Source organism: Vibrio sp. VPAP30, assembly GCF_001188205.1.
In the GTDB taxonomy this organism is placed as follows: domain Bacteria; phylum Pseudomonadota; class Gammaproteobacteria; order Enterobacterales; family Vibrionaceae; genus Vibrio; species Vibrio bivalvicida.
The window spans coordinates 365,677-387,557 of sequence record NZ_LBLS01000026.1; the positions used below are offsets into that span (position 1 = coordinate 365,677).

The following is a 21,881-nucleotide window of genomic DNA, read 5'->3' on the forward strand; positions in this document are numbered from 1 at the left end:
GCCTGAGTATCGTTAAGACTTCCATTTATGGTTCAACGATACTTGGGCATCGTATGAATTTTCGCTGAGAACAACTCTATTCCTTCCCTGATTTTTGGCATCGTACAGTGCTCTATCGGCGCGTTCTATTAACCGCTCCCAATGCTCGTTGGTTAATAACTCACTGACCCCAAAGCTTGCGGTACAGAACTCGCGGTTACTGGGTAACATCGTTGTTCGTTCAATAACGTTTCGAAGCTTTTCAGCGACAACTTTGGCTTGGTTTTTGTTGGTTTCTGGAAGTAATACTAAAAACTCCTCTCCACCATAGCGAAATGAAAAGTCATTCTTTCGTGTTTCTATTCTAAGTATTCTGCCTAATGTTCTTAGAACATGGTCTCCCGCTTGGTGACCATACACATCATTGATTTGTTTGAATTTATCTATATCAATCAGTAAGACAGAAAGAGAGTGTTCAAAGCGTTGTGCCCGTGCCACTTCCTTGGGTGCAAACTCTTCAAGTGCTCTGCGGTTATAGAGTCGAGTGAGTTCATCCTTGAGTGATGAGTCGTAAATAGTGGCAACCAATCTTCCTGTAAGCATCCAAGTAATCGCAAAGCCGATAAAAATGATCATTGCAATTATGGTGAGGAAAGCGAGTTGCTGAACCCAGTTAGCAACCATAAAGTCATCAATTTTGTCTTCAAAAGGAAGCATACCAAGGCGGAACAACCCATAGGCGGCGTAAACGAGCATCCCTAAAGACAGCAAATGTTTTGAAGGGGCAATGTCTTCTTTGGCACCATGTTGGTTTGCGTATATTGTCAAAAAGCTAAGCGCGGAAGTGTAACCAGCCATTATGGCGATACGAGCGTCTGTTGAAGATGAAAAGTAAGTGCAATAGGTGAGTAGAGTTATCACCACAGGGAGAGAGTAGTAGCCGTAGTTGGCGAGTGAGGCAGCGTACCCCCTTAAAAGGCAGACTCCATGTAAAATAAGAATAAAGCTTACTGATATAATGGAGTTAGCCAGAATCTTGGAAACCCACAAAGAGACCGTATTACCAAAGCTCATCAGCATAAAGCCAACGCCTAGCAGCATCAGTGCCAACGCAATTAAGTTGATCCCGCGAATACGAGGCTGAAGAGTTTGAATCAAAGCGAGCCCAACACAATACGTCAACGACAATATGACGCAGACGACGGACAGCGTGGGAATATCTAACTCAATCAGCATAGTGACCTCAAAATGAATGCTACATTGAGTTTAGGTTATATTGATAAAATGCTAAATAAAAACCCCAGTAACTATTATCTTGTTACTGGGGTTAGTCGATAGGATTAAATTAGGTATTTACTTAACTGTCCACTTAATCTCTTCACCTGCGCGAATAGGCACAACGACATCACCGCCAAACGGCATCGTTTCTGCAACAGGCCAAGCTTCTTTGGTCAGTGTTACTGTATCTTGGTTACGAGGTACACCGTAAAAATCCGGACCGTTGTGGCTTGCAAATGCTTCAAGATTTTCTAATTTACCCTCTAGCTCAAACACTTCTGTGTAAAGCTCTAGCGCAGCGTGCGCAGTGTAAGAACCTGCACAGCCACAAGCGGCTTCTTTCATACCTTTAGCGTGCGGCGCTGAGTCTGTACCTAGGAAAAACTTCTTACTGCCGCTCGTCGCTGCTTCAATCAGCGCTTGCTGGTGGGTGTTGCGCTTAAGAATCGGTAGGCAGTAAAAGTGGGGTTTAATGCCGCCAACTAACATATGGTTGCGGTTGTAGAGTAAGTGGTGCGCAGTGATGGTTGCTGCAACATTATCGTTAGCATTTTTTACAAAGTTTGCTGCGTCTGCTGTTGTGATGTGCTCAAGAACAATCTTTAGATTCGGGAAGTCATTTACGATTGGCGCAAGAACGGTATCTAAAAACTCTTTTTCACGGTCAAAAATATCAACATCGTGATGAGTCACCTCACCGTGAACCAGCAGTAACATTCCTACTTCTTGCATTGCTTCAAGAACGTGGTAGATATTCTTCGCGTTGGTGACACCTGAGTCAGAGTTGGTAGTTGCGCCTGCTGGATAAAGCTTAGCGGCTACTACAGCACCAGACTCTTTTGCTTTACGGATTTCATCTGGAGTCGTGTTATCCGTTAGGTAAAGCGCCATTAGCGGTTCAAACTGCTCGCTTGGCTTCTCTGCCATAATGCGTTCGCGGTAAGCGAGTGCCATTTCGGTATTGGTAACAGGTGGGATGGTATTCGGCATGATTAGCGCGCGGCCATTGTAGCGGCTAATATCTCGCACAGTATCCTTTAGAACTTCACCATCGCGTAGATGAACATGCCAGTCGTCAGGACGTGTGATCGTAAGTGTTGTCATTATTGCTCCCACCATAATAAGAAGTTTGTCTGATTGGAGCCTAAACGGCGCGAAAACTGTGAAGGCAAACGCTTACGCTTAGGCGACAGGATGATAGAGCAAACCGCTATGTATTTCATCCACTTTTTTTGATGAAAGCCTTATTTGTCGGATATCTGTGCGTAAATAGACGCTTAGCGTACAGTTAACCAGAGAGCATGGATAGAACCTGGGATAAAAAAGAAAAATGTAAGAATTAAATTAATCAGAAAGTCTTTGTTTAATCCTTTGTCCAAAAACACTGCTACAGGGGGGAGGAAGATACAAAGAAGAATCATAACAAGCTTGTTCATAATTAGAATCCTTAGAACGCATGAATTGAGTTTATGGTGGGTAACGGATTATCTTAATACTAGCCAGTATGTCTATTCGTCGGCGGTTTATCTATTAACATTAAGCGGAACCTGACGACTAGAGGCCTAGATTATCAAAACTGAGAACAACTCAATGGATTAACGCTTTGTAGAAGAAATCTAATCAAATCAAGTATAATGGCTGCACAATAATTCTAGCTTAGGATAAGCAATGTCAGCTCCAACTCTTTCTCAAATCAATGTCTATCCGGTGAAATCTGTGGGTGGACTGTCTCTTTCAACAGCATGGGTGGAAAAGCAAGGTCTGATGTTTGACCGTCGATTTATGCTCGCCCTTTCCGACGGATCAATGGTGACAGCTCGAAAATATCCACAGATGGTTAAAGTGCGTTCAAGCTTGTTACCTGATGGGGTGATATTTACCGTCCAAGGCCAGTCGCCGCTAAGAGTCCGCTATGCCGATTTTAAGATGCAAGAAGCGCCAGCCCAAGTGTGGAAAGATCACTTTGTCGCTTATACCACAACGGATGAAGCTGATGATTGGTTCAGTCAGGCACTAGGTCAACGTGTGGAACTATTGTTTAGTGGCGAGCAATCTAACCGCGTACGAGAAAAGCTAGGCCACAACGTCAGTTTTGCCGATGGTTATCCAGTGTTAGTGATCAGTGAAGCATCACTAGCAGAGCTAAACCGTCGTAGCCCAGAAGCTCATTCAATGGAGCAGTTTCGTACTAACCTTGTCGTGTCTGGCACGGAATCTTTTGGTGAAGATGGTTGGAAGCGCATCCGTATTGGAGAGGTGGAGTTCGAAGCAGTAAAACCTTGTGAGCGCTGCATACTCACGACAGTAGATGTTGAAAAAGGTGAGTTGAGAACGAGTAAAGAGCCGCTCAACACACTTTCTCAGTTCCGTGCCAACGAGCGTGGTGGTGTTTTCTTTGGACAAAACTTAGTCGCTAAAAATGAAGGTATGATTCATCAAGGTGATACAGTTGAAGTCTTGGAGTACAAAGAGAAAGAGTTCTACCCAGACAATACACCGAAACAGTTGCTTATGACGTGTGTTGAAAGAGAAGAAATTGCCCGTGATTTTGTCACTTTCTGGCTTGAACCACAACATGGTGAACTGCCAGTCTATCAACCTGGTCAGCATCTACCTATTTCGATTGAGATAGATGGTGAAGGTGTTGCCCGCCGATACACATTGTCTTCAAGCCCATCTCGCCCTGGGCGGTTAGCGATATCTGTTAAACGCATTGACGGCGGGCGTGTGTCAAACTGGCTCAGCGACAATCTTAACATTGGTGATACTCTGACGTGCGAGCAGCCAGATGGGAGTTTCCATTTGGGAGAAAAACATGGCCAGCCATTGCTACTATTATCTGCGGGTAGTGGTGTCACGCCGATGCTTTCTATGCTTCGTTATCTCTCAGATCACAATCAAGTCGAAGATGTAGTCTTCTATCATCAATGCAGCAGCGTAGAAGACATCCCATGTAAGGAAGAGCTGGATGAGTTGCGACGTAAACATGATGGCTTAACCGTACTGTTTTCCTTATCTCAAGCTCCGGATGATTGGTTTGGATTAAAAGGTCGCCTTACTCTCGCACACCTAAAGCAAATTCGCGATGTTGAACAAAGACAAGTCTTTGTCTGTGGGCCTGATGGCTTTATGCAGAAGGCTAAGAATTTATTGCTCAAGAAAGGTCTAGCAGAAGACAACTACCACCAAGAAGCATTTGGTGTCAGCCAAACTTCTCAGCAGCCATTGAAAGAGCTTACTTTGAGTGTTAACGGTCATGTGTTTGTTGGTAACAACCAAAAGACATTGCTTGAACAAGCAGAAGACGCAGGTGCGCCTATTGCAAACAGTTGTCGAGCGGGTCTGTGCGGCGCATGTAAGGTAACAGTGGAATCTGGAAAAGTGCATCAACCGGATGTGCCAGCCCTGCAAGATCATGAGCGCCATATGGGTGTTGCACTGGCTTGTTGTTGTGTACCAGAAACCGATATCGAAGTGGTCAGTTAAGTTCCTATTTAATAAAGTCAGCCTCTGATAAAGGGGCTGACTTTATTACTCAATAACGCTTTGATTTCTCCCTAAGTGTTTAGCCTTATATAGCGCATCATCGGCCCTACGGTATAGATCTAGAAATTCACTGTCATTGGGAGAGAGTTGTGTAACGCCACAGCTTAGAGAGAAGGGGGACTCTAAGACATTTAGTTCTGATTCAAGAAATTGATTGCGTAGCCGCTCTGCAACTTCATGTGCCTCTTTTCCTGTTGTATTGTTAAGTACTATCAAAAACTCTTCACCTCCAACCCGACCACAATGATCGCTTTTACGTAAGTTGTTGTGGATGATATTGGCAAGTTCGACGATCACGTTATCGCCAAAATCATGGCCGAATGAATCGTTGACGCGTTTGAAGTGATCAATATCGATGATGATACATGAGAGAGGGGAGTCATGCTGTGTCGATTTTTGATAAGAAGATTCAAAGTATTGCCAGATTTTACGACGATTGTAGAGTTTTGTTAGTTCATCCGTATAGGCTTGCTCTGTAAGTTTTTCCCTTAGTTCGACGATATCGGTGATATCGGTGATATCGGTAGCAACACCAATTAGACCAATAACTTGCTTGGTCTTAGAATGTATGATTGGCTGCTTGATGGCACGGTAAACACGAACCTTTCCATCCGTTACAGCTAAAGCTCGTTCTTCATTAACTACCTTCTGGCCAGAGTTAAACACCATCTCATCGGTTTTTAGAATGTCGGCCAGCATATGTGGCTCAAAAAAAGCGTAATCCGTTTTGCCTTTAAGATCTTTTAACGTGGTGTTAAACAGCTCCAAGGTAAGTTGGTTGGCATAAAGGTATTCACCTTGGCGATTCTTTACAAAAACGTAAGAGCCAATCTCACTCAGAACTATCTCATGCAATGTAAAATGGTCGTGATTATATATCTCTTCAATATGCTCCAATTCGATCATTTGACCTCCACTTGGAATGGGGTCTAGCCAATTTTTGACGCGGATGTATTGCTGATTCTTATAATTACCTGAAGTTGTGAAGTGATATATGCAAGTCAGTTTATTAAACCATATACCTATTTAAGCGAAAGATCCTATGTCTGCTTAACATTTTCTAACGTATTTTTCCCAGCTCGTTTGAACTTAAGTTGTGACAATATGACGCCAGATACTACCAATAGCCCCCCCATTAGGTGGTAATCATGGATTGTTTCACCAAGCATAGTGGTCGCCAAACTAATAGCGACGATAGGCATTAAGTTCATAAACATTGCACTAGAATCAGCACCAATAAGATCAATCGCCTTTACCCACATCCAAGGAGCAATCAGTGAGGCAGCAAGACCAGCGTATGCGATTAGAGGCAATGCTTGCTGACTCGGGATGAGATTATCACTGGTCAGCCATAGCGGAACCAGCATAATCACGGCGAGAATGCCCTGCATGTAAACCATAGTCCAATTTGACAGCGGCATTTTCCAGCGCTTAAGTAATACACAGTAAGTGGCATAAGAAACGGAAGCAATCAGCATGATCCCGTCACCTTGAGTGATGTCCTGATGTAAAAAGAATCCGACATCTCCCTTGCCTAACATAAAAGACAATCCGGCCAAGGCGACCACCCCCCCTACAATACTCAGCGGTGAGATGGGTTTAGACAAAATTGGAACGCTGATAAAAATCGCTATCAGAGGCACCAGTGAAGTAATAAGTGCCATATTTGAGGCGGTGGTGGTTAAACCAGCGTAGTAACCTAGAGATTGGTTTAATACCATGCCTAGCATAGCCAGGAATGTGAGTTTGGTAAGGTAAGGACGAATTACTGCCCAACGCGCGATCACTTTAGGTAAACAAAAAGGTGTCAAGACGGCAATGGCGACAAACCAGCGATAGAAGCTCATGGCACTGGGTTCAATCACACTTGCCGCCATTTTATTCACGATGGCGTTGCCACCCCATATAAATACGGTAAATAGAGGAAGTAAGTAAACCATGTGAACACCATCGCATTATTATCAGTAGAAGATAGTCTGACAGGTCGATATAATTATATATATCCTTAAAAAGACATTGTGAGTCACAGGAAGACAAGTTTGAGAAAATCGGCAAAACACCTTCACCCTTCATTATCAATCGACAAAGCGCCATCAGATGTGTTTATGAATTTTGAGGCTTTTCTATCCAACACTGAAACTCGAATGCACAGCCATCCATGGGGACAAGTGCAGCTGATCAGTGGAGGGATCTTAGAAATGGAAGCAGAAGATACGCGATTTCTTGCACCCCCTCATTTAGCCATTTGGGTTCCTGCTGGTATCAGGCATACCAGTTTCAATAGAAAGCCACTTTCATACTGTTCCCTCAATATTGCTCAAGCTTATACTGAGAATTTTCCAGATTGTACGAGTCTAATTAAGGTGACGCCTATTGTGTCGGCGATTATTGACGATTTTCGCCAGCGCAGTATTAATGTTGCAGAGTCAGAGCAGGATAGGCGATTGGTGCAGGTGTTACTGGATCAACTAGCCACAAGAGATACTCAGCATCATTTCCTTCCTTCAACCGACAATAAATATTTAGCAAAAATCTTAGCGGCGGTAGAAGAAAACCCGATTGACAATACTAGCCTATCGATATGGGCTGAACGCGTGCACACCACAGAACGCACCTTAGCTAGGCATTGTCAGGCTGAACTAGGGATGAGCTTTACCGAATGGCGTTTAAGAGTGCGCTATCTCTATTCAATGGAGTTGCTGAGAAAAGGGCACTCGGTAAAAGAGGTGGCTCTCACTCTTGGTTACAACCAAGCAAGCCCGTTTATTGCGATGTTCAAGAAATACTCCGGGCAAACCCCGGAGCAGTACAAGGGGCGGTTACTTTAGTTGAGTCAAAACATAATCAAGTCCACCCACAATAGCGGCGACTTGAGCGTCATTACACTCTTCGTCAGTCACTTTCGGGCTATCTGGGTAAACTTCCGTCGTGGTGCCATAGGTGCATGTCGTTACACCGCCACATAGGCCGAGCTTAACCATTGGGTAGTTAATCACGCCGTGCTGAACCACGGTAGAGCCAATAATTTCTCCTTTGTCATCAGCTGGAGCGATATGAGTCACTTTGCTGACTGACTCAATAACAGCGGCTTGAAACTCAGGTTGTGGGTTCTCACTATCACCTACGGTATAGAAGCCGTCAGGAATCATACCTTCGATGTATTCAATGCCGTCACGAGCGGCTAGGGCAGGGCGAAACTCGGTCTCGTCTGTATCGGTGGTTTCGTGCAAATCAATGTGAACCAGTACATCTTGGCCCAATGAGGCAACGAGCTTCATGAGGTTTGCAGATTCTTCTGCAGGAGAGTCTTTATAGAACGAGCGGTTTGGATCAAGGGCAAGAGGGTTCCAGCGGTTTATAACTTCGTACCCCCAAGGGCTAACGCAAGGTGCCACGACAATGTTGAACTGTTCGCTGTACTTTGCCATTTCGTTGGCGGCAAACTTTAGTGCGCCGTGGACGCCGCTTGTTTCATAGCCGTGAACACCACCCGTGATTAAAACCACAGGCTTATCATCTTGCCAGTTATTTGATTTAATGCAGAAAAGCGGGAAACGCTCAGTGTCATAGGAAAGCGCGCCATATTGCTCTACATTAAACTGTTCTGCAAGCGCCTGAATTTTTGGCACAACTTCTTTTTGGTACTCACGTTTAATCGTGGCTTGCTTACGCCAAGCAACTCGCTCTGTATCGCCCCATTTCTGACCTGGGGTTCCGATTGGATAAATGTAAGAACTGCGCATTACCTTGCCTTTATCGTTGTGTATGTAGAAAACGTCAAACAGAATAGTGTGCCTGTTTCGGTCAGGCAAATATTACCCAACAGATTAGCAAAGATTGACGCTTTTCTGACATCCTAGTCTCTGGCGGTCATGCCTGCTGAAAAGTTTAGCCTTCTAATTGGGCTATTTGGCGGATTGCAGAAATTAAGAGTTCGGTTGTTTGTGCTCCAGAAATTAGGTGTTTTCTGTTAATGATGATGGCTGGCACCGCGTTGATTCCCGCCTCAAGCCATTGTTGTTCAGTAGAGGCGACGGCCTCCGCCCAGCTTTCGTCTTCAATAACATTGCTTACCACTGCTTCATCGAGTTCTAATGCTTTTGCGCAATCGAGCAAAGTATTAGGGTCGCTGATGTCTTTTCCATCGGTAAAGTAGGCTTTGAATAGAGCTAACTCTAAATCAAATTGCTTGTTTTCACTTTGCGCCCACATTAAAAGCTGGTGAGCTTTACGGGTGTTGTAGATCCGAGTGTCATCCTTGAAGTTAAATATAAAGCCAACTTCAGTGCCGAGGTTAGTCAGAGTCTCGCGGGCTGAGATGCTTGTTTCTGGCGTAGTGCCATATTTTTCTGCTAAATGTTCACGCAGATTTTGACCATCGCCCCCCATTGCAGGGTTAAGCTCGAAAGGATGCCATTGAATGTCCGCCTCGACTTTATCTGCGAGTGATGTCAGGGCAAGCTCTAAACGCTTGTAACCAATAATGCACCAAGGACAAACTACATCAGAAACAATATCAATTTTAATTTTCTTCATACGCTAATCCTTGAACATCATAGAACAGAGTATAGCGGTGTCATTGTTGAGTTTTTACTAAACACCTCACTATTTCGAGAATCTACGCCTAAAACCTACTACGGCAAAAAACAATAAAAAGGGGGAGAGCCTGACGTGATTGCTTTGCTAGGATAAGAAACAGTGATCACTATAGGCTTTCTAGTAGCTTAGTTTTGCGTTGGTTGAATATTAGTCAAGCTGACATAGGCCATTTGGGTAGCGTCGTAGTGATATGGATCTTGTAAAGGAAATCGTGATGAACAATTCTCACGCGACAGACGTTATTCTGCATGCGTTTGATTGGCCATATGAAATGGTTGAGCAACGAGCGCGTCAGATACATCAAGCGGGCTATAAATACGTACTTGTTTCACCACCAATGAAATCATTAAAAAGGGAAGCAGGGACCAAATGGTGGCAACGCTATCAACCGCAAGATTATCGGGTCATCGATAATCAGCTGGGTAATACAGAATCATTTGTCAGTATGCTTGAGGCGTTATCGTCTTATGGTGTTGGTGTTTATGCTGATGTGGTGTTTAACCATATGGCAAATGAATCGTCTATGAGAAAGGATCTTCAGTATCCAAATAGTTCTGATATGCAGGATTACCAGAACGGCGCAGAGTATTATGAGCAGCAGCGCTTGTTTGGGGATCTGAATGAACCGCTTTTTGATCATCAAGACTTTGTAGAAGCATTTGGGATCGAAGATTGGGAAGATCGCTGGCAAGTACAAAATGGTCGAATTACCGGTGGCCCTACTGACCCTGGTTTACCAACACTCAGGGTTTGTCCCCATGTCGTGCACCAACAGCAGAGCTACTTAAAAGCACTAAAAGCAATTGGCGTTAAAGGGTTTCGTATTGATGCAGCAAAGCACATGACTTTGGAGCATTTGAAACAGGTATGGACGGACGAAATCTGCCAAGATATTCATATTTTTGGTGAGATCATTACTAGTGGTGGTGCTACCCAGCCAGAATATGAACTGTTTTTGCAGCCTTACTTAGCAGAGACCCGATTGGGGGCGTATGACTTCCCGTTATTTCAGACCATGCACGATGCGCTACAAGTTGAGGGCAGTCTAAAAAGCCTTGTTGACCCTTACTGCTTTGGCCAGGCGCTATCTGAATCGCGGGCGATTACGTTTGCTATCACTCATGACATTCCTAACAATGACGTTTTTGCTAGCTTAGTGATGAGTGAAACGCAGGAATGGCTAGGTTATTGTTATTTGCTTGGTCGAGATGGCGGTGTACCACTTATCTACACTGACTTAGACACTAGCGGTATCGTTAATGATGAGAAGCAACCTCGTTGGTTAACTGCATGGAAAGATGAGAAAATGATCGCAGCGATTGATTTCCACAATCGAATGCATGGATCTCAGATGAAGATTATTGAAGCTTCTGACGATCTCTTGGTATTTAGCCGCGGAAATGAAGGTTTAGTGATCATCAATAAATCTAAACGCTCTCAAACGATAGAGTTTAAGGCGAGTTGCGAATGGGTGGATCTTCTAACACTTGAGAGTTTTGAACCGAAGCAAGGCCAATGTAAAACAACTGTAGAGTCAAATACGGCAATGATGTTGGTTGCCATTTGAGGCAAAAAAGCGCACAAGCTAAGCCGTGCGCGTTTTGCTATCTAATCTTGATTAAACAGTAAACTTATTCAAGATAGAGTCTTGCTCTCGAATATTTTCTGTTTGCGCTTGCATAGCTATATTGGCGTTTTCAGCCGCGTCTGCCACTTGAGTGGAGAGGTCTTTGATCTTCACTGTATTGCCGTTGATTTCCTCGGCAACTAAGCTTTGCTCTTCTGCGGCAGAAGCGATTTGAATATTCATATCACTGATTTGTTGAATCGCATCGCGAATACTTTCCAATGCCACGTTAGCTTCTTGAGCGCGCTCTACAGCAGTCGTCGCGGTACTCTTACTCATATTCATTGCGTTCGATACTGAACTCGCGCCTGCTTGCAGTTGCTCAATCATATTGCGTATTTCAGTTGTTGACTCCTGAGTGCGCTGCGCTAAGGTTCTAACCTCGTCTGCAACTACCGCGAACCCTCGACCAGACTCACCAGCACGGGCGGCCTCAATCGCTGCGTTAAGGGCGAGTAGGTTGGTTTGGTCTGCGATGTCGTTTATCACCTTCAAGATGGTTTCAATATTATCTGTCGCTGATTCTAAGACTTTTACTTCTTCGACTGCTTCGTCGATTTTTTGCGATAAATTGTCGATAGCATGAGTCGTTTCACTGACGACTGCCGTACCTGTACTGGTGGCTTCATCTGCTTCACGGGCGGCGGCGGCGGCACCTTGAGCGTTATTGGCAACATCACCTGAAGTAGTCGCCATTTCGTGCATTGCCGTTGCGAGCTGTTCGAGTTCATGAAGTTGGTCTTGCATGGCTGATGCAGACTCTTGTAGCCCCATAGAGGTCATTTCTGAGCCGCGTAAAATCTCTTCACCAATTGCTTTTGATTGAGTAATGAGCTGCTGAAGTGTTCCGGTAAACTCGTTAAACCCAGACGCCAGTGTTGAGAACTCTTGGTCAGTATTAGTATCGAGTCGCTTGGTTAAATCCCCTTGACCTGTCGCAACATCTTGAATGGCATCGCCGAGCGTGTCGAGTGGGCGCATAAGAGTTTTAATCAGCACTAGTAAAATAACGATACTGATGACCAAGGCAATTATGGTGTAAATGATAGAGCTGTTACGGAGATCTGCTAAAGATTGATACGCCACTTCTTCATCAAGGACGACCCCAATATACCAGTCTTCTCCGGGTACTTTTGAAAAATCGAGCGTGTAAGCTTTACCATCGATCATTGCTTGTTGTGGGTCATCTTGGATCGGCGCGTTGCCCAGATAGTCGGACATAGGCTTGCCATTAAACTCGGTGGTAGGGTGGGCAATGGTTGTACCATCGCCGGCGACAATAAACACATAGCCAGCATCGAACAACTGCACCTTATTTACCACTTCAGCAAGTGCTGCAAGGCTCACATCGTAAAAAATGGCCCCTATGAATTGGCCGTTTTCACGTACGGGCGTTGCAATCGAAACAAGAATTTCTCCGGTTGCCGAGTCCGCGTAGGGAGCTGTAATAACGAGTTTCCCCGAGTTCTTAGCATCAATGTACCAAGGGCGCACTCTTGGATCCCAAGTCGGCCCTGGATTCCACGAAGGATCATTGTTGATGTTGGAACCATCTTTCTCAAAGCCCAAACCTGCTAGTAGAAAGGTGTCTTTAACAATAGGGCGAGTGATAACAGATGAGACTGCGTCAGGAGATAAATCCACTTCGAGCATACTTGTAGCGTACTCTGCGATGGCTTTGCGTCCATAAATTTCAGCGGCGGTAGTATTTCGGACACCGTCTACAATCTCGGTTACACTCGAGGTAACTTGCGTCTTAATTTCGCTTTTGACGGTATGGTATTGCTGCAGAGTTAAAAGGGTGACAGTCGCTAAAAGCAAGACAGACGAAGCGGCCACAATCTTATGGCTGAATTTCATTTCACGATCCTCATCTATAAATAAAGCAAATACTTATAGATCTATAGTTATGAAATGGGTATTCAGCCAGTAAAAACTAGAACTTTTATATCAATTAGCGACCTAGGACTGTTTGCTCTAGGTTAGTGAATAATGTGTCGTCACCATTAAATAGCGAATCTACGACAACAGGACGCTTTTTACCCGACTGCAGTTGCTTGTTGGCTTCTCTTACAAGTAGCACCAACTTTAGTTCATTGGATAAGCTAGACGACTGCTCTACCTGCCATTGATTAACTTGCTGAGTGTATTTCGTTGTTTTCAATTCGGGCTTGAGCGCGGTGAGTTCTGTTTGTACCACTTTAAGCAAGTCGATCTGCTCTTCACGTTTAGGTTTGAGTTCATCTAAACGATTGAGCAAGGCCGTTAGCAACGCATTTGCGTTAATGTAGCCCGCTTGCTTAGGAAAACGTCCAGCGACGCGTGAGGAAACAGCCACAATATTTGTGATAGTATTTGGTGTATAGCTCAGTGAAGTTAGTGTCTCGCAAGGAAGCCAGAAAGACTGCCCTGGCTCAAGCGTATATTCTATCTTTCCAAGCTTGACTAACACCAAACCTTGCTTAACGCTGATAAGTTGATGTTTTAGCGACTTCTTACGTGGAGTACAGACAAGAAATTCGTTAAGTTCAGACTGGAAAGAAATAGCGTAGTGCATGAGGTTCATCTCTAATTTCGGGCCGCTAAGATTAACGTTTATTGGAAAAAAAGCCAACTTTGTGCAGGAGATGACGCAAATTCCGATAAATGAGCTGGTCTGACCTTCACGAATCTGAGAGAACTATAGCTGCCAAGAACGGTTTCTATGCGTAGAATAGTCCAGCTTTTTACCTAATGTATAAAATAATGACGACAAACACCGACCCATTTATTGAAATTCGTCCTTACAATGATGACGAAATTCCAGCGGCAATTGACCGCTTAGTCAACGATGAAGAATTCATCAGTGCGATTTTGCAGCACCGCTTTTCAAACCACGCAGGTTGGTTTAAGACGCTCATGTCGCCTTTAGTTAAGATCTACTTAAAGATGAAATGGTCAAAGCTGAATTCCGTTGAAACTATTCAGTTAGAAGTGAAGAAGTATCTTGATCAGACTCTTAAGTCGACAACCCAAGGCGTGACGTACAGTGGTTTGGACAAGCTCGATCCCGAGCAAGCTTACCTGTTCGTTTCCAATCACCGTGATATTGCAATGGATCCAGCACTGGTTAACTACGGCCTGTTCCAAAGTGGGCACAAAACTGTTCGTATTGCGATTGGCGACAACTTACTAAAGAAGCCTTGTGCAACAGAGTTGATGAAGCTTAATAAGAGTTTCATTGTGAAACGTTCGGCGAAAGGGCCGCGTGAAATGATGAAAACACTAGGTACTTTGTCTGGTTATATCAAGCATTCTCTCGAGACAGGTCACTCTATTTGGATAGCGCAAAAAGAGGGCCGAGCGAAAGATGGTAATGACTTTACCGATCCAGCCATTTTAAAGATGTTCCATGTCGAAGGACGCAAGCAAAAGCTCTCATTCCCTGAATACATCAAGTCATTAAAAATTGTTCCTGTCGCGATTTCATACGAGAACGATCCATGTGACATCGCTAAAGCGCTTGAGTTGCATGCCAAAGACTCGGTCGGTAGCTACGAGAAAGGGGAGTTTGAAGATATCGAGAGTATCATTCAAGGTATTGTCGGTGATAAAGGTCATGTACATGTTGGTTTTGGTGATGTAATTGAACAAGATTTTGAAACACCAGAAGCACTTGCCGAAGAAATTGATCGTCAGGTGCACGCGAATTACAAACTGTTCCCAATCAATGAGCTTGCTGCAGGTAATGAAGACGTGAACGATGATGTGAAAGCGACAATGGCTGAAAAGCTCAACTTATTACCACAAGGTGCGCAGCCATTCTTAGTGGCTAGTTACGCTAATCCGGTAAAAAATCGCCCGTAGAAACAGGAAATAGCCTCTCGATTGAGAGGCTATTTTGTTTGTGTGCTAGTCGTAAATTGTTGGAATTGGCTGGCGTTTGTGCTGGGTCACCTTATAAATATGAATTAAGCGCTCTGTCACTTCTTCAGAAACAGGCTTACCTTCTAAGAAGTCATCTATTTGCTCATAGGTTAGATTAAGCGCGTCTTCGTCGGCTTTTTGTGGGGCTAACTCTTCTAAGTCCGCTGTAGGAACCTTTTTAACCAATAATTCAGGTGCGCCTAGTGTCGCGCCTACTTCGCGTACTTGACGTTTGCTTAGACCAAATAGAGGGGCAAGGTCACAAGCGCCATCACCAAACTTGGTGTAGAAGCCAGTTATGTTTTCTGCAGAGTGATCAGTACCAATCACTAACCCGCCAACATAGCCAGCGATCTCATATTGGGCAACCATACGAGCGCGTGCTTTCACGTTACCTTTCACAAAATCGACTTTAGCGTTGTCTTGTGGGAGTAGGCCAGTATTTTCTAATGCTGTGTGGCTTGCCGCGTGTAGGCCGTCGACTCCCGCCTTTATATTGACAGAAACAGATTGCGATGGCTGGATGAACTGAAGGGCAAGTTGTGCTTCGTCTTCGTCTTTTTGTTCACCATACGGTAGTCGAACTGCAATGAACTGGTAGCCACCATTTGATTCTTCATTTAATTGATCAACAGCAAGTTGCGCTAAGCGACCACAGGTTGTTGAATCAACACCACCACTAATACCAAGCACTAAAGATTTGCATCCTGCTTCTTGAAGTTTTCGCTTAATAAAGTCGACACGACGGGTAACCTCAAAGTGAGGGTCGATCGACGGCAGAACGCGCATTTCATCGCGAATCAACTGTTCCATTATGTTTCCTTCCTGCAAGCAATGTAGTTTAAAATTGGGCAATAAAAATTGGTAGCCTTAACAGGTCAACCTCAGCATGGCATATTTATGCTGAAGTGAACGTGTTAAAGTCACAGACCTATATCATACCGCAATCAAGGAATTAGAAAACTGTGATCACAGTTTTCAATACAGAGTGAATGAATAAAATGAGCAAAATTGCTGTATTTGGAAGCGCTTTTAACCCACCAAGCCTAGGCCACAAAAGTGTGATTGAATCTTTAGCCCATTTTGATCGGGTATTGCTGTTACCAAGTATTGCTCATGCTTGGGGTAAGAAAATGCTCGATTACGCTGAGCGATGTGAGTTAGTCGATGCCTTTATTGAAGACTTGGACGTGAGCAATATTGAGCGTTCAACTATCGAGGAATCTCTTTATTCACCAGAGAACAGCGTAACAACCTTTGCGGTGCTTGAGGCAGTAGAAGCTCAGTACCCTGATAGTGAACTGACGTTTGTGCTGGGGCCAGATAACTTGTTTAGCTTTGCCAAATTTTATAAAGCAGACGAGATCGTTAAGCGTTGGTCTATAATGTGCTGCCCTGAAAAGGTTCAAGTGAGAAGCACTGATATTCGTAGAGGACTTGAGCAGAAAAAGGACGTGTCACATCTTGTTACTACAAAAGTTTTACGTAAATTGCTCGAAAAGGAGTATTATTAAATAGGACTTTGTACTATATATTTGAGGCGTGAATGTTAAAGTGTGGAATGATATGTGTAATGTTATCGTTCTCTCCATTTTCTACGGCGTGTGTGTTGTACCAAGGAGACGGAGCTTCACATTCTTTGCTACTTGCTGGTGCTAACCATCCTTGCGTCTCGGCTTTTGACTTTGATATAGAAACTGATACGTCAAATGAAGTCTTCATGGACCTTACCCTTGCAGAGCAAAGCGATGATCACTCCTCATATTGGTCAGACTGGCTGATTAGCAATGACACAACCCCTCTTATTTCAACCAATAGTGCATCGTCTAAACACTTTGGTGTTGGAGTCTGGGTACCGAATGAGTTGGAAGAACACCTCGCAGACATGAGTGCAGAAAACTGGATCAAAAGTCATGGACTACAGCTTAGCTTGGGCTTTGGTGATTTAGACGCAGGAACGCCACGTATGCGACTCGATTACCGATGGCACGAGCAGTATGACGGTGATTTTATGATGCAGGTGGAGGTGCCATTCTAGTCGGCTAGCTCTTCCTCCATAATTAGTTTTTCACGCTTATCCATTAGAGACTTGCTGTTGCTGTGTAATGCGTTCGAAACTTTGTTGAATGATATTTTGTGGCGTGTCAGGTTTTGAAAAATAGTATCCTTGGATCTGGGTACAGCCCATATCATAGAGCTTCTCAAGAGCGTCTTGATCTTCAACACCTTCTGCAACTAATGATACGTTCAATTGTTTGGCAAGTTGAACAATTAGCCACACAACACGTTCCGCCGTCTCATTGGTGTGCATATTTCGAATAAAGGTGGCGTCTATTTTGATGCAATCGATCGGATAACTATGGATGTAGTTAAGACTCGAATACCCGGTACCGAAGTCATCCAACGCCACTTTAAATCCGAGGAAGCGCAGTTTGCAGAGTATTTTTTTCATTTCTTCTGTTTGAGAGAGAAGAACAGTCTCTGTAAGCTCGATAGTAAACTCATCGGGTTTAAAACCAAAACGCTTAATGGTATCTAGCAGGTGCTGTAAGTAACGGCTTGAATTCTGCAGTTCATGAGCTGAGCAATTGAGGCTCAGTTGTACATCATGTCCTAAGCCTTTTTCTAATGCTAGTTTAGCTTTACAAGCCAATTCAACGATATGCTCTCCTAGTACAACTATTAAGCCAGATTGTTCAGCGGCTTCAATAAACTCTAGCGGAGAGATAGTACCCAGTGCATGGCTTTGCCAACGAGCTAAGACTTCAAAGTAGTTCCATTGATTGCTATTTCGTTCAACAATCGGCTGAACTGCAACGTACAATTCACTGTCGCTGACGCTTTCTTTGGCAAGTTCCGTCCGCAGTGCATCAATGATAAGTGCTCGTCGGTAATATTGTGCACTTAAGTGAGTATCGTAGCACTGAACTTGCAAGTGACGAGATTGCTTGCAGTCTTTAAGTGCTAGGCTTGCGTTTAAAATAATTTGGTCAGCTGTTAGGCTTTGATTATTATTTTTCGCTAAGCCAATACTTGTGGTGAATTTAATTTTATGTACAGGATCTTGATATCCCTTTTCTAGATTCTCAATAATGGCGTGGCAGATTTTAAACGGATCACCCGCTTGAGTGATAAAGGCGAACTCATCCCCTGCGATTCTAAATGCAAACTGTTCGTCTTCTATTGTTCTTTTGATCGTATTGGCAACAAATTTGATGATCTGATCACCAATATAGTTGCCATATAGATCATTGATTGATTTAAAGTTATCGATGTCCAAATAGGCGAGGGTGAAAGGAATGTTTTGCGTTTCACTTAATCTTTCTAACCTATCTGACAGATAGCTTCGATTCAGTAGCCCTGTGAGGTTGTCATGGGAGACTTCATAGCTTAATTGGTCAACGAGCGTTTCAGAGCGGGCCGTTAACCATTTTGATTTAAGGTTGTGAGTGACAATATTGGCAAAAAGCTTATGGCTATAAATAAGGTCTTGCTTCTCCTCGGACTTAATCGCGCTTGTGTAAGCAGAGAGAAGAATACCGAGTACCTCGCCGTTATGGGTTTTCAATGGTATGGCTAAGTAAGACTCAATATTGTGTTCAGTAATATATTGTTCGTTAGGGTGCAGGCGCTGAGCGTCGGACGTACAGATGATGTAGTCTTGATTAGACTTAACTACGAAAGTACAGGTACTGTGAGTGAGAGGCGCAAGATAATCGTTTCGTTGCAATTTAACGCCACTAGAAGATGCCAATAGGGTTGATCTATTGGTAAATTGGTCGAGTTCAATAATGCATGTACAAAACGAGTCAGAGTAATACTGAAGTTCTAACGTCGCTTTGTTCAGTAGTTCTAGCCCATCCAAGCTCAGAGTTTCGTTAATCGTCTCGATGCTCAACGAGTTCTGTACTGACGTTGTCCTAACCATAACGGTAACTCACTGTTATTGTGATTTGTATCACTTAATTGTTGGTCTAGTTACTAATTAAATATGGTACGAGTCGCATATTAATGCAAATGACAAATATGACTTTCTGTCTGGAAAATGGTGCTATTGTTGATTAGAAAGGCGTTCTTTCAAGTAGTCTAGAAATAATTGAGTACGAGTATGCTGATAGTCAAGTTTTGGGTAGTAGGCGTAAACTGTTGCTTCGTCAGCAGTTATATCGGGTAAGATACGTTGTAAAGCGCCAAGCTTAAGATCCTCTTTGATCATCACGTCATTAGTCAAAAGTAATCCCATGCCACTTTTGGCTGCGTAAAAAAGTGCTTCTGGATTGGATGTGGCAAAATTGCCATTGAGCACAATCTTTTGCCCATTGGTCAAGCAAATCTCACGTTGAGTTCTCTCGCCCCAAACTAACATATTGTGCTGAGTAAGATCGCGATAGTCTTGCGGTTCACCAAATTGCTTTATGTAGCCTGGTGAGGCATAGAATCCGGCTCGATGCTCAAAAAGTGGAGTGGCTTTGAAACTGAGTGAGTTTAGTTGCTCAATCTCTCGGCTGATAAACAGATCCAAACTCAGTGTCGGTAATTGACCGGGAGTGGTTGTGATAAGTTGAATGCGGATGTCGGGATACATCTGCAAAAAATCATTTAGGTATTGAACCAAGAATTTAGATCCAACCGCAAGTGTCGCGCCAATCTTTAGCAATCCTGCTGGTGTCTGAGATACTGATCGGGTTTCATCAACAATCGACTGCCAACCATCAAGTTGAACTTTGGCGCGTTCATAGAACAGCGCACCCGCTTCAGTTTGTGTCACGGAACGAGTGGTTCGTTTTAGCAACTGAACACCGATGCGTTCTTCTAGCCAATGAATACGTTTACTGATGGCAGAGCTGGTGGTATTAAGAGTTCTTGCTGCACCATTAAAACTGCCTTCATCAACAACACGAATATAACTTTGAACACTCTGAATCCAATCCATCATACCACCTTATTATTTCTTATCTGGAACTAATTACTTTCCATAGCGGTATATTATCATTAGTTAGTGGATAATTTAAACTGGCATCACTGTTGAATGAGGAGGTGCTATGAAGAAAACACCCATTTTGTTAGCGATGATGATCATTGCTACTGGTCAGGTTGGGGTCAGCATCTATCTTCCTTCGCTGCCATTGATCAGCAATAGCCTTAATGTTGGCCAAGCTGATGTACAACTCCTTGTCACTGTTTTTCTTGTTGCGTTTGGCCTATCTCAGCTATTTTACGGTCCTTTATCTGATGCAATTGGTCGACGCCCAGTTTTTATACTTGGTCAGGGGATTTACTTGGCTGCGACAGTTTTGTGTATCGCGTTTGCTGACAACTTAACTATCTTGATATTAGGCCGTTTTTTACAAGGTTTAGGCGCTGGCAGCGCGTCTGTCTTAGGCCGAAGTGTCTTGCGTGACAGTTATGAAGGCGCACAGCTCACTAAAGCGTTATCCTACATTTCAATTACCGCTTCCATCATGCCAATCATCGCGCCTGTTATGGGAGGCTGGATCGCCTTTTATCTAGGGTGGGAAGCTGTGTTTGTGTTTGTTTTGCTCTACTTGATAGCGATCTTTACCCTTGGTTATTTTGTTCTTCCTGAAACCATGACTTATGGCAAGACACGCTTCAACTTATTGAATGTTATTAAGAACTACGGAGCACTGGTGAAGAACAAGCAGGTAATTTCAAGTGCGAGCTATAACTGGGTCACTTATCTCACTTGTGTTGTATCCTTATCTGTTATGCCATTCATCTTGCAGCATCAATTAGGCTTGACGGCAGCTGAATACGGTTCAGTGATGATCATCCCATCTGGTGGGTTAATGATGGGCAGCTTACTGCTTAATGTAGTCAACCGTTATCTTAATACCAAGCAAATACTTGGGCTGGCAATTTCAACCATGATGATCGCTGGACTGTGGTTGCTAGTGACTGAAGTGACCTTGTTTAACCTAGTGTGGGCATTTACCCTGTTGACAATTGCCCAAGGTTTGGCAACACCAATTTCAATTAGCATGTTGCTCGAACCACATAAAAGGCAGGCAGGTTCAGTGTCTGCGTTGTCAGGAGCGGTGCAAATGTGTTTATCGGGGGTGCTAGGAGGTTATCTCGTTGAGAACTGGGTCAATAGTCAAATGAGTATGGGAGTGTTCTATTTAATTTCGGCGACTACGATGGGCTTGGTGTTGTTGTTCTCGAAAAAGATGCTTGTCGCACAGCAAAAGTTTGCTTGATAGCGCTATGGGTATACAATGCCCGAAAATTTCTATTTTGAGATGAAATCAATGGAACTAAAAGATTTTGAAACACTGGTAAAGTTACTATGTGAAAAAGAAAACTTGCCACAAGCCTTGGAAGTTTTGAAAGCAAGTGAAGATCAAGAGATCGCTGAGGCAGCACTGTCATTGACAGGTCAGTTTGCTCTGGCTGAAGTCGACGAAGCAAAGCGTATTTATCACATCACTGTACAGACCAATGAACAAGGCGAAGAGCAAGAATTTGTCGAGCACGTCATGGATGAAGGTGATGATGTGATTCGTTTTGTTGCTTGGTTCTTTGATGTGATGTTTGATGTTAAGCGTAAAGACACTTACCAAGTGGCAGGAAAAACCTATCAACAACCAAAACGCGGTTAATGGTTGAAAATAATGTGATTTAGATCTTGTTTTTATTTTATTTGTGATTAAAATCACATTTAGACTTTGAGGAGATAATCATGAATCACGAATTAGGCAACGCATATCTAGGTCAGATGATCGCAAAGCAAGCCATGCAAGATGCACTTTATGGTAAGCCTAAAGCGAAAAAGAGCACCTTCATCAAGCGTATGATGAAAAAAGTGACCAGCGCGTAAGTGCAAGAGAATTTTCGTTGAGCCATGCAGGTTGCTTGTTTTGGCTCTTCAAAACAAAGCCCCGCTTTATCAAAAGCGGGGCTTTGTTATTTTTGTAGCTCTAAC

General features: G+C 43.6%; 21 protein-coding genes. 9 read left to right on the forward strand and 12 right to left on the reverse strand.

Annotated elements, in window-relative coordinates; genetic code table 11:
• Positions 1 to 12: 12 nt before the first annotated feature.
• From ZX61_RS12080 to ZX61_RS23730, 3 genes are all read right to left on the reverse strand, one after another.
• On the reverse strand, positions 13 to 1,215 hold the full coding sequence (locus ZX61_RS12080; protein ID WP_049844871.1) for a GGDEF domain-containing protein: 1,203 nt from the start codon (positions 1,213 to 1,215) through the stop codon (positions 13 to 15).
• A 117-nt stretch (positions 1,216 to 1,332) separates the two neighbouring features.
• A complete protein-coding gene (gene pyrC / locus ZX61_RS12085; RefSeq protein WP_049844872.1) occupies positions 1,333 to 2,361 on the reverse strand; it encodes a dihydroorotase in 1,029 nt (342 codons plus the stop codon).
• A gap of 173 nt (positions 2,362 to 2,534) precedes the next feature.
• The gene (locus ZX61_RS23730; RefSeq protein ID WP_004745465.1) at positions 2,535 to 2,693 is read right to left on the reverse strand and encodes a YqaE/Pmp3 family membrane protein; all 159 of its coding nucleotides are present in this window, start codon (positions 2,691 to 2,693) and stop codon (positions 2,535 to 2,537) included.
• Positions 2,694 to 2,925: 232 nt separating this feature from the next.
• Between ZX61_RS23730 and ZX61_RS12090 the strand changes: the two genes are divergently transcribed.
• A complete protein-coding gene (locus ZX61_RS12090) occupies positions 2,926 to 4,743 on the forward strand; it encodes a hybrid-cluster NAD(P)-dependent oxidoreductase (RefSeq protein ID WP_049844873.1) in 1,818 nt (605 codons plus the stop codon).
• A 45-nt stretch (positions 4,744 to 4,788) separates the two neighbouring features.
• Here the strand turns inward: ZX61_RS12090 and ZX61_RS12095 are convergent, their stop codons facing one another.
• On the reverse strand, positions 4,789 to 5,709 hold the full coding sequence (locus tag ZX61_RS12095) for a sensor domain-containing diguanylate cyclase (RefSeq protein ID WP_049844874.1): 921 nt from the start codon (positions 5,707 to 5,709) through the stop codon (positions 4,789 to 4,791).
• Between the two features lie 134 nt (positions 5,710 to 5,843).
• Positions 5,844 to 6,743 carry a DMT family transporter gene (locus tag ZX61_RS12100; protein ID WP_049844875.1) on the reverse strand — a complete coding sequence of 300 codons (900 nt, stop codon included), beginning with the start codon at positions 6,741 to 6,743 and terminating at the stop codon, positions 5,844 to 5,846.
• A 99-nt stretch (positions 6,744 to 6,842) separates the two neighbouring features.
• Between ZX61_RS12100 and ZX61_RS12105 the strand changes: the two genes are divergently transcribed.
• Positions 6,843 to 7,631, forward strand: coding sequence for an AraC family transcriptional regulator (locus ZX61_RS12105; RefSeq protein ID WP_049844876.1), 789 nt, complete (start codon positions 6,843 to 6,845; stop codon positions 7,629 to 7,631).
• Here the strand turns inward: ZX61_RS12105 and ZX61_RS12110 are convergent.
• Together ZX61_RS12110 and ZX61_RS12115 are read right to left on the reverse strand one after the other, a co-directional pair.
• On the reverse strand, positions 7,623 to 8,546 hold the full coding sequence (locus ZX61_RS12110; protein WP_049844877.1) for a M14 family metallopeptidase: 924 nt from the start codon (positions 8,544 to 8,546) through the stop codon (positions 7,623 to 7,625). The two genes, ZX61_RS12105 and ZX61_RS12110, sit on opposite strands and share 9 nt — an antisense overlap.
• A 145-nt stretch (positions 8,547 to 8,691) precedes the next feature.
• Complete coding sequence (locus ZX61_RS12115; RefSeq protein WP_049844878.1) at positions 8,692 to 9,339, reverse strand: DsbA family oxidoreductase; 648 nt, start codon at positions 9,337 to 9,339, stop codon at positions 8,692 to 8,694.
• 277 nt (positions 9,340 to 9,616) lie between these two features.
• On the opposite strand from ZX61_RS12115, the gene ZX61_RS12120 reads away from it, so the two are divergent.
• Positions 9,617 to 10,969: an alpha-amylase family protein gene (locus tag ZX61_RS12120; protein WP_049844879.1), complete on the forward strand. Its 1,353-nt coding sequence runs from the start codon at positions 9,617 to 9,619 to the stop codon at positions 10,967 to 10,969.
• A gap of 51 nt (positions 10,970 to 11,020) precedes the next feature.
• On the opposite strand, the gene ZX61_RS12125 is transcribed toward ZX61_RS12120, so the two are convergent.
• Positions 11,021 to 12,889, reverse strand: a complete 1,869-nt coding sequence (locus tag ZX61_RS12125; RefSeq protein WP_049844880.1) for a methyl-accepting chemotaxis protein — start codon at positions 12,887 to 12,889, stop codon at positions 11,021 to 11,023.
• A gap of 94 nt (positions 12,890 to 12,983) precedes the next feature.
• Entirely contained in the window at positions 12,984 to 13,586 is a 603-nt protein-coding gene (locus ZX61_RS12130; RefSeq protein WP_049844881.1) for a hypothetical protein, read from the reverse strand.
• Between the two features lie 188 nt (positions 13,587 to 13,774).
• On the opposite strand from ZX61_RS12130, the gene ZX61_RS12135 reads away from it, so the two are divergent.
• Positions 13,775 to 14,875, forward strand: a complete 1,101-nt coding sequence (locus ZX61_RS12135) for a 1-acyl-sn-glycerol-3-phosphate acyltransferase (protein WP_049844882.1) — start codon at positions 13,775 to 13,777, stop codon at positions 14,873 to 14,875.
• A gap of 45 nt (positions 14,876 to 14,920) precedes the next feature.
• On the opposite strand, the gene nadE is transcribed toward ZX61_RS12135, so the two are convergent.
• Positions 14,921 to 15,748 (reverse strand): ammonia-dependent NAD(+) synthetase, encoded by an 828-nt coding sequence (gene nadE, locus ZX61_RS12140; protein WP_049844883.1) that lies wholly within the window; start codon positions 15,746 to 15,748, stop codon positions 14,921 to 14,923.
• A gap of 188 nt (positions 15,749 to 15,936) precedes the next feature.
• Here nadE and ZX61_RS12145 point away from each other — a divergent pair, with 188 nt between their 5' ends.
• Both ZX61_RS12145 and ZX61_RS12150 read left to right on the forward strand, forming a co-directional pair.
• Positions 15,937 to 16,449, forward strand: a complete 513-nt coding sequence (locus tag ZX61_RS12145; RefSeq protein WP_049844884.1) for a nicotinate-nicotinamide nucleotide adenylyltransferase — start codon at positions 15,937 to 15,939, stop codon at positions 16,447 to 16,449.
• 59 nt (positions 16,450 to 16,508) lie between these two features.
• Positions 16,509 to 16,973 (forward strand): hypothetical protein, encoded by a 465-nt coding sequence (locus ZX61_RS12150; RefSeq protein ID WP_049844885.1) that lies wholly within the window; start codon positions 16,509 to 16,511, stop codon positions 16,971 to 16,973.
• A gap of 36 nt (positions 16,974 to 17,009) precedes the next feature.
• Here the strand turns inward: ZX61_RS12150 and ZX61_RS12155 are convergent, their stop codons facing one another.
• Positions 17,010 to 18,863 carry a putative bifunctional diguanylate cyclase/phosphodiesterase gene (locus ZX61_RS12155; RefSeq protein WP_049844886.1) on the reverse strand — a complete coding sequence of 618 codons (1,854 nt, stop codon included), beginning with the start codon at positions 18,861 to 18,863 and terminating at the stop codon, positions 17,010 to 17,012.
• Between the two features lie 123 nt (positions 18,864 to 18,986).
• On the reverse strand, positions 18,987 to 19,868 hold the full coding sequence (locus ZX61_RS12160; protein ID WP_049844887.1) for a LysR family transcriptional regulator: 882 nt from the start codon (positions 19,866 to 19,868) through the stop codon (positions 18,987 to 18,989).
• A 109-nt stretch (positions 19,869 to 19,977) separates the two neighbouring features.
• Between ZX61_RS12160 and ZX61_RS12165 the strand changes: the two genes are divergently transcribed.
• The 3 genes from ZX61_RS12165 (at position 19,978) to ZX61_RS24350 (ending at position 21,776) form a co-directional block, all read left to right on the forward strand.
• Entirely contained in the window at positions 19,978 to 21,156 is a 1,179-nt protein-coding gene (locus ZX61_RS12165; RefSeq protein ID WP_049844888.1) for a multidrug effflux MFS transporter, read from the forward strand.
• Between the two features lie 51 nt (positions 21,157 to 21,207).
• Positions 21,208 to 21,558, forward strand: coding sequence for a hypothetical protein (locus ZX61_RS12170; RefSeq protein ID WP_049844889.1), 351 nt, complete (start codon positions 21,208 to 21,210; stop codon positions 21,556 to 21,558).
• 80 nt (positions 21,559 to 21,638) lie between these two features.
• Entirely contained in the window at positions 21,639 to 21,776 is a 138-nt protein-coding gene (locus tag ZX61_RS24350) for a hypothetical protein (protein ID WP_167350313.1), read from the forward strand.
• Positions 21,777 to 21,881: the final 105 nt, after the last annotated feature.

What these genes read in the sequence shown, in the direction of transcription:
- ZX61_RS12080 (WP_049844871.1), bottom strand. Translation starts at nt 1,215, where the DNA reads ATGCTGATTGAGTTAGATATTCCCACGCTGTCCGTCGTCTGCGTCATA.
- pyrC (WP_049844872.1), bottom strand. Translation starts at nt 2,361, where the DNA reads ATGACAACACTTACGATCACACGTCCTGACGACTGGCATGTTCATCTA.
- ZX61_RS23730 (WP_004745465.1), bottom strand. Translation starts at nt 2,693, where the DNA reads ATGAACAAGCTTGTTATGATTCTTCTTTGTATCTTCCTCCCCCCTGTA.
- ZX61_RS12090 (WP_049844873.1), top strand. Translation starts at nt 2,926, where the DNA reads ATGTCAGCTCCAACTCTTTCTCAAATCAATGTCTATCCGGTGAAATCT.
- ZX61_RS12095 (WP_049844874.1), bottom strand. Translation starts at nt 5,709, where the DNA reads ATGATCGAATTGGAGCATATTGAAGAGATATATAATCACGACCATTTT.
- ZX61_RS12100 (WP_049844875.1), bottom strand. Translation starts at nt 6,743, where the DNA reads ATGGTTTACTTACTTCCTCTATTTACCGTATTTATATGGGGTGGCAAC.
- ZX61_RS12110 (WP_049844877.1), bottom strand. Translation starts at nt 8,546, where the DNA reads ATGCGCAGTTCTTACATTTATCCAATCGGAACCCCAGGTCAGAAATGG.
- ZX61_RS12115 (WP_049844878.1), bottom strand. Translation starts at nt 9,339, where the DNA reads ATGAAGAAAATTAAAATTGATATTGTTTCTGATGTAGTTTGTCCTTGG.
- ZX61_RS12120 (WP_049844879.1), top strand. Translation starts at nt 9,617, where the DNA reads ATGAACAATTCTCACGCGACAGACGTTATTCTGCATGCGTTTGATTGG.
- ZX61_RS12125 (WP_049844880.1), bottom strand. Translation starts at nt 12,889, where the DNA reads ATGAAATTCAGCCATAAGATTGTGGCCGCTTCGTCTGTCTTGCTTTTA.
- ZX61_RS12130 (WP_049844881.1), bottom strand. Translation starts at nt 13,586, where the DNA reads ATGCACTACGCTATTTCTTTCCAGTCTGAACTTAACGAATTTCTTGTC.
- ZX61_RS12135 (WP_049844882.1), top strand. Translation starts at nt 13,775, where the DNA reads ATGACGACAAACACCGACCCATTTATTGAAATTCGTCCTTACAATGAT.
- nadE (WP_049844883.1), bottom strand. Translation starts at nt 15,748, where the DNA reads ATGGAACAGTTGATTCGCGATGAAATGCGCGTTCTGCCGTCGATCGAC.
- ZX61_RS12145 (WP_049844884.1), top strand. Translation starts at nt 15,937, where the DNA reads ATGAGCAAAATTGCTGTATTTGGAAGCGCTTTTAACCCACCAAGCCTA.
- ZX61_RS12150 (WP_049844885.1), top strand. Translation starts at nt 16,509, where the DNA reads ATGTTATCGTTCTCTCCATTTTCTACGGCGTGTGTGTTGTACCAAGGA.
- ZX61_RS12155 (WP_049844886.1), bottom strand. Translation starts at nt 18,863, where the DNA reads ATGGTTAGGACAACGTCAGTACAGAACTCGTTGAGCATCGAGACGATT.
- ZX61_RS12160 (WP_049844887.1), bottom strand. Translation starts at nt 19,868, where the DNA reads ATGGATTGGATTCAGAGTGTTCAAAGTTATATTCGTGTTGTTGATGAA.
- ZX61_RS12165 (WP_049844888.1), top strand. Translation starts at nt 19,978, where the DNA reads ATGAAGAAAACACCCATTTTGTTAGCGATGATGATCATTGCTACTGGT.
- ZX61_RS12170 (WP_049844889.1), top strand. Translation starts at nt 21,208, where the DNA reads ATGGAACTAAAAGATTTTGAAACACTGGTAAAGTTACTATGTGAAAAA.
- ZX61_RS24350 (WP_167350313.1), top strand. Translation starts at nt 21,639, where the DNA reads ATGAATCACGAATTAGGCAACGCATATCTAGGTCAGATGATCGCAAAG.